This window comes from Marinococcus sp. LNHM4E3-1 (assembly GCF_056034405.1).
The window spans coordinates 103,497-112,861 of record NZ_JBQLID010000010.1 but is presented as its reverse complement, the minus strand read 5'-3'; the positions used below and the strand labels follow the sequence as shown (position 1 = coordinate 112,861).

The window sequence follows — 9,365 nt, the reverse complement described above, 5'->3', positions numbered from 1 at the left end:
TTCTTTTTAGTATACGACCCTTCGGGGCGCTTGCCTACAAAAAAACTGCCGAGAAAGGAGACTTTCTCGACAGCCTGGGAAGCCGGCTGGATAAACCAGCCGGCTTCTTTTTTCTTTATAACTATTCTCATTTATCAGAAAAAATAAAATTTTCGGTTGAAATGTATTGGGAAATGGTTTATTATGTAAACATACTCAAAGGAGGCATTATTGTTTTGACAAACAGTCAACTGAACACAACTGAAATGATCGACAAAGGGATGCAGCAGTCTCACAGCATGAGCGTAGAGGAATCGGTTCGCACGATTGAAAACATCATGCAGGTCGAAGCAGCACGTCAGCAGGACTATGAAGACAATAAGATTGAAAATTTATAAGTGATGAAAAGCGCGGTCCCTAAAGGCCGCGCTTTTTGACGTTTATACGCTTTCCTGGCCCGTTAAAATAACCGGGCCTTCTTTTGTGATCGCAATGGTATGCTCGTACTGGGCGGAATAGCCTCCGTCCCGGGTAGTGGCGGTCCACCCGTTGGAGGTCATTTTGCTCTGCCAGCCGCCAGTGTTAACCATTGGCTCGATCGTAATAACATGGCCCGGCTTTAAGCGGCCGCCTTTGCCGGGGGCACCGAAATGAGGGATTTGCGGGTCTTCGTGGAGAGTGGGCCCGATGCCGTGCCCGGTAAAATCCCGGACGACCGAGAAGCCTTCATGTTCGACATATGTTTGAATCGCATGTCCGATATCACCGATCCGGTTGCCGACTTTGGCCTGTTCAATACCTTTATATAAAGATGCTTCTGTAACCTCCATCAGCCGTTCGAGTTCACTGCTTACTTCCCCAACCGCATAGGTCCAGGCGGAATCCGCCAGGGCTCCGTTTAAATTTACAACCATATCGATTGTAACGAGGTCACCGTTTTCAAGAGGGCGGGATCTTGGGAAACCATGGCAGATTTCATCGTTTACCGAGGCGCAGGTGGCATATTTGTATCCCTGAAACCCTTTTTGTTCAGGAGTTGCGCCGCGTTCTGCCAGAAATTTTTCGACAAAATCGTCAATTTGTTTTGTAGTGACGCCTGGTTTGACCATTTTGGCGATTTCTTTATGGCAGGCGGCAAGAATTTTTCCTGCTTCATGCATAAGCTCAATCTCTCGTTCTGTCTTTAACGTTACCATCATTTGTCTCCTTTTATTCAGTATCAAATACTATTGTAAAACATTCGTATAAGAAATGCATTGTTTGATGATTTCCTTTATAATGGCGGGATTGCAGGACAGAGATGGAGGTAAATCATGAAAAAACAGAAATGGTATGTACAGCTCAGGGACAAGTTTTGGTTTATTCCAGGATGCTACGGTATTCTTAGCTTAATAATAGTAATAGGCGCTTCTATCATGGATCAGCAGGTGCTGCGGCCGGTTTACAATAATATGCCTTCTATGCTGATCGTGGAAAATAACACTGCTACTTCTTTATACAGTGCATTAGTGACGGCATTGCTGACGTTGACAACCATAAGTTTTTCTTCGATTATGGTCGTTCTGACCACGTATGCCACACAGTTTACCCCAAGGGCTCTGCAGGATTTCATGAAAAGCCCGACGACGCAGCATACACTTGGGGTATTTACGTTTGGGGTATTATTTACTCTGGTAAATATGCTGCTTTTTTCGAGCGAAGGCAGTAGCCAAATTTTGATGCCAATGCTGACAGTTCTTGTGGCGCTTGGCTGTCTGGCTTTTTTTATTATCTTTATTTATCACTCCACCCAGTGGCTGCAGGTGAATCATTTGATCAGCCATATAAGATCTGATGCCTCCAGGGTGATCCGGGATGCCTACACTTATTCGGGGGTGCACAGCTTCAGCGAATGGAGCGATGATTTTCGAAATGACGAAGAAGCAATCGTTTATGCCGAACGGTCGGGGTATACCAATATGGTGAAAATGCCTGAACTGATTGAATGGGCCAGGCAGCAGGGAGCCGTGGTCGAATGCCTGTTCCAGGTAGGAGACTACGTTCATCAGGGAGAGCCTTTATTTCGCTATTGGTCAAAGCATAGTTTATCCTCGAAAATATTGAGAAGTTTTTTATTAGTAGGAGAAGAGAGAAGCAATGTTCAGGACATTGAATTCTCCATGCAGAAAATTGTAGAAATAGCGCTGCGGGCCATTTCGCCTGCAATCAATGATCCACACACAGCAGCGAACTGCATCAACCGTATTGGGGCACTGCTTTCCGAACTCAGCCATGAACACAAAAATGACCAATACTTCGCTGACAATCAGAATGAGCTGCGGTTATTCATGCCTGTAAAACCCTTTAGGGAGTATTTATATAAAAGCTTTTATCAGGTGAGATTGTACGGTTACGAAGATATTTCGGTAATGGGAGCCTGCATGGAAGCACTGACGATGCTCGTGAAAACAGGAGATCCGTCTGTGTTAAAGGAAGTGGATTCATTTTCCCGTTACATGGAGCAGGCGGTCGCTCCGGAACAGCTTGCGGACTGGGACAGGGAATACTGGGAGGAGCGTGTGCAGAAAAAGAACACAGCTCTGCATCAGGCACTTACAAAAAGTAAGCAGATAACTTGAAACAGCCAGTAACGTGCGTGTATGATATGTAAATGAAGTTCAACACGAAAGGATGAAAGTTCAAATGAAAGTAGCAGCTATCGTAGGAAGTATTCGCCAGGAATCATTTAACGGAAAGTTAGTGGAGTACATGCAGGATCGTTACAGTGACATCATGGATATTGATATTTTAGATATCCGCGATCTTCCGCACTATGATCAGGATGAGGAAAGCAACGCTCCGGACTATGTGCAGGAATACAAGCGTTCTGTACGTGAAGCGGACGCCGTGCTTATCGCCACTCCGGAATATAACGGTTCGATTTCCGGCGTGCTTAAAAATGCTCTTGACTGGAACTCCCGGGTCGATTACGACTTTGCCGGCAAACCAACCATGCTTGTAGGAGCTTCTCTTGGAGGCCTGGGCACAGTGAAAGCGCAGATGCATCTTCGACAGATTCTGAGCGCTCCCGGTATGAGTGCAAAAGTACTGCCTGGAAATGAAGTACTGATCGGAGCCGTCCATGAAAAAATGAATGAAAACGGAGATTTAACAGATCAGGGCACGATTGATTTTCTTGATAATGTCGTAGCCGAATTCGAACGTTTTTATCAGGAAACGCGGGCTGTGGCGAACCGCGCGTAATATGCAGAAAAACCCTGCTGGCATAGGCCTGCAGGGTTTTTGAATGCAGATTTTTGCTCAGAGGGAGAAGGCGGATTATAAAAATCACCTTTGACTTCCTGACATAATATGATAAAGTGTAGACAACTTAATAGGGAATCCACTAGGGGTGCCGAAAGCGGCTGAGATAAGGACTAACCTTAATCCCTTTGAACCTGATCTGGTTAAGGCCAGCGTAGGAAAGTGGAGACGGCAGAATACGTCTATTTCAAAAGCACAAGCTTTACCATAGAGGACGTTTATTCTAAGCCACTCCACCAATGGAGTGGCTTTTTTTACCCCATTGGTCCTGACTGCCCGTAGTGGTTCCCTCCTAATTTAAAGGAGGAAGTTACAATGAAATTTTCAGAGCTTTTATGGCAGGACACAGAGCACATTTTTGAAGCCTGCTGGAGAAATCCGTTTGTACAGGGTATCGGGAAAGGGGAGCTCCCAAAAGCATCTCTTATCCATTACGTGAAGCAGGATTTTGAATACTTAAACGCCATGATCAAGGCAAAAGCAATTGGGGTAACAAAGTGTACGTCAAGAGAAGACATGGTTATGTTTAAAGATACCATTGATTTTGTTTTAAACAGCGAAACGCACCCGCATCATAATTTGTGTGAGCAGGCGGGCGTGGGCTATGAGGAATTGCAGGGCTATGCGCTTGCTCCGGTATCTCAGCATTACGTGCTTCACATGCTGCACCATGCCGAAAAAGGAACACTTGGTGATGTAATTGCGGTAACGCTTGCCTGCCCGTGGGTGTATTTGTATGTGGGTGAAAGGCTGATGGAGGAAGTGCAGCCGGACGAAACCCATCCGTTCAATGACTGGATTCGTTTTTACGGGGACCGTGAGGAACGGGAAATGTACAAATATATTGACCGCCTCGATGAACTGGCAGAAACAGTCACAGAAGAAGAAAAACAGCGCTGGCGGACGTTGTTTATGGAAGGATGCCAGCTTGAGTATATGTTTTTTGAGGACGCTTATTATGCAAAAGACTGGCCCTTTGCCAGAACGTTAACAGACGGGGAAAAAGTCTAATGATAAACAAACGCTTAAACCTCCGGGATATTGTCGTCATCTCGTTTATTTCAGCAGTTCTCGGCGTCCTTTATCTTCTTTGGGTGCTGCTGGGACAAATGGTTACCGGCATCTTCGGTCCAGTTGGAGGAGGCCTGATGGCGGGCTTCTGGATCCTTGCGCCTGTGATTTGTGCCTATATCGTTCAAAAACCGGGAGCGGCGCTGCTTTCAGAGCTTATTGCGGCCGGCACTGAAGTTATGGCGGGGTCTGTCAGTGCAGGAGCAGTGCTCGTGCTCGGCTTCACCCAGGGGCTCGCTGCAGAATTGATTTTCGCTCTGTTTTTCTACCGGGTGTTCCGTCTGCCAGTATTAATGCTTGCCGGGTCGGCCGGAACGTTTGCTGCATTTTTAACCCAGTATGTCCTTTATGGATTCAGCCAGTACGCAGGTTCTGTTGTTGTATTTATGCTGGTAACCATGCTTATAAGCGGCGCTCTTTTAGCCGGATGGGCAGGGAAAAGCTTTGCGGATGCGCTGGTAAAGACTGGAGTGCTTGACCGCTTCGCCCTTGGCCGTCAATACCGTCTCGGCCAGCAGAAGGATGCTGTATGATTTACGCAGACAAATTGACCATTGCGTACCCTTTTGCTAAGCCTTCGATAGAAGGTTTTTCAGCAGAAATATGTACTGGGGAAAACGTGCTGCTGCTCGGTCCGAGTGGTTCAGGCAAAAGTACGCTTGCTCTCGCTATCCAGGGAATTCTTCCGCGTTCTGTGGAGGCGGAGGTTTCGGGCGGTCTGAGCGTGTTTGGGGAAAATCCGGCGGTGAAAAGTATTACGGAGGCCGCCAGGCAGGCGGCGCTTTTGTTCCAGGACCCGGATACCCAGTTCTGCATGCCGACCGTGCGGGAAGAGCTTGTATTCACGCTTGAGAATCTGCGGGTGCCTGCAGGTGATATCGAGGCCCGCGTGCACGAAGCCTTACAATTTACAGATATGCTTCACTGCATTGATGCCCGTATCGACACACTGTCCGGCGGGATGAAGCAAAAAATAGCTGTTTCCTGTTTAGCTGCTGTGAATCCGCGGATATGGATTCTGGATGAACCGCTCTCCCAGCTCGATCCGGTAAGCCGGCAAGCAGTGGCTTCGCTTCTTGGCCGCATTGCAGCAGATAGTGATAAAACACTGGTTTTGATTGAGCATCAATTAAATGAAGTAATGGAGTGGGTAGACCGGGTGATCGTATTGAACCACGATGGCCAGGTGTCTGCGGATGGAAGCCCGGCACGTATATTCAATTCTCATGCAGCCGTACTCGAAGCAGAAGGAGTATGGCTGCCGGCTCCTGCAGAAGCCGGAAAGAAATTACTGAAAAAGTCAGAGAATCCCAAATCTGCTCTTCCCATTACTTTAGGGGAATGGGAAAGGTTTGCAGCGGATTATTCCGCTGCAGCAGTTCTTGCATCTCTGCCGCAGCCGAAAAAGATAAGTGCTCCTTCACTTGAACCACCTGTTCTGGAGGTGAAGCAGGCGGCCTTTGCCTATGGCGAGCAAACGGTTTTCGAAAACGTATCTTTTTCCCTGTACCCAGGGGAAATGACTGCTCTAGTCGGTGCAAACGGAGCAGGAAAGAGCACGCTCGCACGTGTCCTCACTGGATGGGAATCTCTTAAAAGCGGCTCTATATATGTTAACGGAGAAGATATTGCCAGTCTGAAGCCGTACGAAATTGCTAAAACCTTCGGAATTGTTTTTCAGCAGCCCGAGCATCAGTTTGTAGCACAGACCGTGGAAAAAGAAATACGCTACGGAATGGAAATGGAAGGGTGGTGCGAAAAAGATATTGATCAGCAGACAAATGAACTGCTGATTCAATTTCAGCTCGGACATATTCGAAAGAATCATCCATTTCAGCTCAGCCAGGGAGAAAAAAGGCGCCTTTCGGTGGCAGTCATGGTAACGAACAACCAGTCCGTATTAATTTTGGATGAGCCGGCGTTTGGTCTTGATAAGCGAAATACCGATGCTTTATTTGAAGTGCTTGAGCAGTGCCGGCGACGTGGAAAAGCGGTTCTCTGGCTGACGCATGATATGGATCTGGTCTATACAAAAGCTGGACGGGTTTTGGCGCTGGCGGAACGAACACTTGCCTGTGATGACGGCGTGGAAGCATTTTTCAGTGGGAGTATGGATTTAGCTAAAATCGGTGTCCGCCCGCCGGTAGTAAAGCTTATGAGCTTAAAGAAAAAGAAAGCAGTAAGCCATGCTTGAAGAAATCCAGACTCGGAACGCTTTTTTGCAGCACGTACATCCAACGCTGAAGCTGATAAGTCTTTTCACCGTATTTTTCTGCATGATTTTCGTTTATGATATTTGGCGCCCGCTTGCCGTTTTGCTGTTAACGGTTGCTGCCGTCGCCTTTTTGGGAAAAGTGCCGTTAAAGCTGCTGCTCGTACTTATGCTTCCATTTGGGCTCTTTGGGTTCAGCTTTATATGGCTTCAGGTTGTTTTTCCTGACGAAAGAGGACCCACAGTTCTTTTCTACGTATTCCAAATGCCGGTTGCTCTTGAAAATATTCAAACAGGGATCTCGCTCGGTCTGCGGGCAATGGTGTTTGCCTCCTGGTCGCTTCTTTTTGTTCTCACTACCTCTCCCGTGAGTTTAGTGATAAGCCTGATACAAAAATGGCATATGCCTCCAAATATTGGTTATGGAATGATGGCCGCCTACCGTTTTCTCCCCCAACTGCGGGAGGAACTGGCGGTTATCCGGAGAGCCCGGCAAATCAGAGGGATGGGCAAAAAGCCTAAAATGCGTGAGTGGAAAGAGATGGCCGTGCCATTGATGGCAGGGGCTGTACGAAAGGCAGAAAGAACAGCGCTCGCAATGGAATCGAAAGGGTTTGACGGCTCCAGAGAAAGAACGGAATACGTACAGATGAATTATAAAAAAACGGACATATGGTTCAGTGCCGGGTTTATATTGTTTATGATTTTTGTTTTTCTTATGCCAATGCCGTGACAGATCAGCTGTATTAATTAAAGGTAACCCCGGAGGCTCACGGCCCCCGGGGTTATTCGTGCTGACCATTATTTCACTAAAAACTTTTCTTCGATGCTGTCGACATAGCTTTTAATATCTTCAGCAATGTTATCCATTTCATCCACATCGACTTTCATGGTGGGAATCTCACCCTTATGTCCATGTTTGCGGAATTCCTCGATCATCTCATCCACAGCTCCGGCGAAGTTTTCATACGCGTGATCCCCGGAGCCGAAGATGGAAATCGAAAGGCCGGAAATATCATAGGCGAAAAGATCTTCAAGAAAATCTTCCGTTTCTTCGGGGATATCACCTTCACCCCACGTATACGTACCCATAATGAGCAGATCGTGAGGGAGGGGGTCTTCGTTTGGAAGGCCATCGGCGATCATATCCATCAGCTCTACTTCGTGCCCGCGGTTGATGAGCTCTTCTTCCGTATCAATAGCCATGTCTTCAGTATTTCCAGTCATTGTGGAATAGAACAAAAGTATTCGCATATGTCCATTCCTTTCTTTTATAGGCTCGTGCATAAAATACATATTTAATATACTTATTATATATTCGGCGGCCGGATTGTGCAATCATCCTGGTGAATAGAGGTGCACACTAAATATGTTAAAATATATATTGGTAATATATATTAACGCTTTAATGAAGGAGGAGAAAAAATGAAACAGATAGGTATTATCGGCGGCCTCGGTCCGGAATCGACAGTGGAATATTATCAATCCATCATTAAAAAGTATCAGGAAAAGAAGAATAGTCTTCAGGTGCTTCCGGAATTGTACATTAATAGCATTAATATGTACAACATTTTTACGTATATTTCGGAAGAACGAATGGACGATCTGATCGAATATCTGGGCAACGCTGCCCGTAAGCTTGAACTGCTCGACGTTGATGGAATCATTATTGCAGCCAACACTCCGCACCTTGTATTCGATGAAGTGCAGAAGCAGGTCGAGGTGCCGATGCTCAGCATCGTGGACGCCGCGGTGGAAGCAGCAGAAAATCAGGGCGCCGAAAACATTGGGCTGCTGGGCACAAAGTTTACGATGGAAAAGAATTTTTTTAAGAAGCCGTTCGAAGCGAATGGAAAGAATATTTATGTGCCAGCTGAAAGTACACAGCAGTATTTACACGAAAAAATTGTCAGTGAGCTCGAAAATGGTATCGTAAATCCTGAGACGAAAAAAGAATTTGAGCGGATCACCGGGGAAATGATCGAACAACATGGGCTTGATACCTTGATTCTTGGCTGCACTGAACTGCCGATGATTCTTTCTGAAGAAGATTTTTCGATTCCGTTTTTAGATACAATGCAGGTGCACGTCAACAAGGTCGTAGACTTTATGTTTGAAGAAAAATAAAGCAGAAGGAGGGCAACGATGGCCATTCAATTGAAAAGAATTTATGAAGACCCGGAGAAAAAAGACGGGTATCGGATTTTAGTCGACGGCGTGTGGCCGAGGGGAATAGCAAAGGAAAAAGCTAAAGTGGATAAATGGAGCAGGGACGTTGCTCCTTCAAAAGAGCTGCGGCAATGGTTCTCCCACGATCCGGAGAAATTTGACGCATTCAAAGAGAAGTATAAGCAGGAGCTTCAACAGAATAACGAACAGGCTGAAGCTCTCGATCAGTTAAAAGAGACCGTACGTGAGCAGAATAAGCAGTTGACGCTCGTGTTTGCCGCGAAGGAAGAAACGTATAATCATGCCCGTGTCTTAAAAGAAATTCTTGACCGTCAGCCGAAGGATTCTTAACGAAGAAGAGGTGACAACGATGGAGGAGTATCTGGGCCAATGCAGTGAATGTGGCAAAGAAATTTACTGCCGGGACGGCTTTATGGAAGGGGTTCATGAGTACGGCCGGCTGTACTGCTTTGAATGCGCCAAATAAATATACAGTACTCCGTTTCCAGGTGGAAACGGAGTTATTTTGTATATAAAAGCTGAATGTGAACGTTTAATGAAGTATTTCTAAAAGTATAGATTTAAATATGTATTTATAATACACTTTTTGTAGAAATTAAAAACGTTTTCA

At 46.2% G+C, this 9,365-nt stretch carries 11 protein-coding genes and 1 riboswitch; of the genes, 9 read left to right on the top strand and 2 right to left on the bottom strand.

All coding sequences use genetic code 11. From position 1 onward, the window contains the following. On the top strand, positions 1-377 hold a 377-nt coding region (locus ACTRXI_RS11960; protein WP_474262803.1), incomplete at its 5' end, for a YuzK family famiily protein. A gap of 42 nt (positions 378-419) precedes the next feature. On the opposite strand, the gene map is transcribed toward ACTRXI_RS11960, so the two are convergent. Further along, positions 420-1,175 carry a type I methionyl aminopeptidase gene (map, locus tag ACTRXI_RS11955; RefSeq protein ID WP_474262801.1) on the bottom strand — a complete coding sequence of 252 codons (756 nt, stop codon included), beginning with the start codon at positions 1,173-1,175 and terminating at the stop codon, positions 420-422. Positions 1,176-1,292: 117 nt separating this feature from the next. On the opposite strand from map, the gene ACTRXI_RS11950 reads away from it, so the two are divergent. From ACTRXI_RS11950 to ACTRXI_RS11925, 6 genes are all read left to right on the top strand, one after another. Continuing rightward, positions 1,293-2,597, top strand: a complete 1,305-nt coding sequence (locus ACTRXI_RS11950) for a DUF2254 domain-containing protein (protein WP_474262799.1) — start codon at positions 1,293-1,295, stop codon at positions 2,595-2,597. Between the two features lie 64 nt (positions 2,598-2,661). Then, the gene (locus tag ACTRXI_RS11945) at positions 2,662-3,222 is read left to right on the top strand and encodes an NADPH-dependent FMN reductase (protein ID WP_474262797.1); all 561 of its coding nucleotides are present in this window, start codon (positions 2,662-2,664) and stop codon (positions 3,220-3,222) included. Between the two features lie 134 nt (positions 3,223-3,356). Next, positions 3,357-3,460, top strand: a riboswitch (TPP riboswitch). Between the two features lie 137 nt (positions 3,461-3,597). Further along, positions 3,598-4,293, top strand: coding sequence for a thiaminase II (gene tenA / locus ACTRXI_RS11940; protein ID WP_474262795.1), 696 nt, complete (start codon positions 3,598-3,600; stop codon positions 4,291-4,293). Then, positions 4,293-4,886 carry an ECF transporter S component gene (locus ACTRXI_RS11935; RefSeq protein WP_474262793.1) on the top strand — a complete coding sequence of 198 codons (594 nt, stop codon included), beginning with the start codon at positions 4,293-4,295 and terminating at the stop codon, positions 4,884-4,886. The genes tenA and ACTRXI_RS11935 overlap by 1 nt, the downstream gene beginning before the upstream one ends. Continuing rightward, positions 4,883-6,547 carry an ABC transporter ATP-binding protein gene (locus ACTRXI_RS11930; protein WP_474262791.1) on the top strand — a complete coding sequence of 555 codons (1,665 nt, stop codon included), beginning with the start codon at positions 4,883-4,885 and terminating at the stop codon, positions 6,545-6,547. The genes ACTRXI_RS11935 and ACTRXI_RS11930 overlap by 4 nt, the downstream gene beginning before the upstream one ends. Continuing rightward, positions 6,540-7,298, top strand: coding sequence for an energy-coupling factor transporter transmembrane component T family protein (locus ACTRXI_RS11925; RefSeq protein WP_474262789.1), 759 nt, complete (start codon positions 6,540-6,542; stop codon positions 7,296-7,298). The genes ACTRXI_RS11930 and ACTRXI_RS11925 overlap by 8 nt, the downstream gene beginning before the upstream one ends. Before the next feature lie 68 nt (positions 7,299-7,366). On the opposite strand, the gene ACTRXI_RS11920 is transcribed toward ACTRXI_RS11925, so the two are convergent. Continuing rightward, positions 7,367-7,819 carry a flavodoxin domain-containing protein gene (locus tag ACTRXI_RS11920; RefSeq protein WP_474262787.1) on the bottom strand — a complete coding sequence of 151 codons (453 nt, stop codon included), beginning with the start codon at positions 7,817-7,819 and terminating at the stop codon, positions 7,367-7,369. Positions 7,820-7,990: 171 nt separating this feature from the next. On the opposite strand from ACTRXI_RS11920, the gene ACTRXI_RS11915 reads away from it, so the two are divergent. Then, positions 7,991-8,692, top strand: a complete 702-nt coding sequence (locus ACTRXI_RS11915) for an aspartate/glutamate racemase family protein (RefSeq protein ID WP_474262785.1) — start codon at positions 7,991-7,993, stop codon at positions 8,690-8,692. 18 nt (positions 8,693-8,710) lie between these two features. Then, positions 8,711-9,085: a DUF488 domain-containing protein gene (locus ACTRXI_RS11910; protein ID WP_474262782.1), complete on the top strand. Its 375-nt coding sequence runs from the start codon at positions 8,711-8,713 to the stop codon at positions 9,083-9,085. The last annotated feature ends 280 nt before the right edge of the window (positions 9,086-9,365 follow it).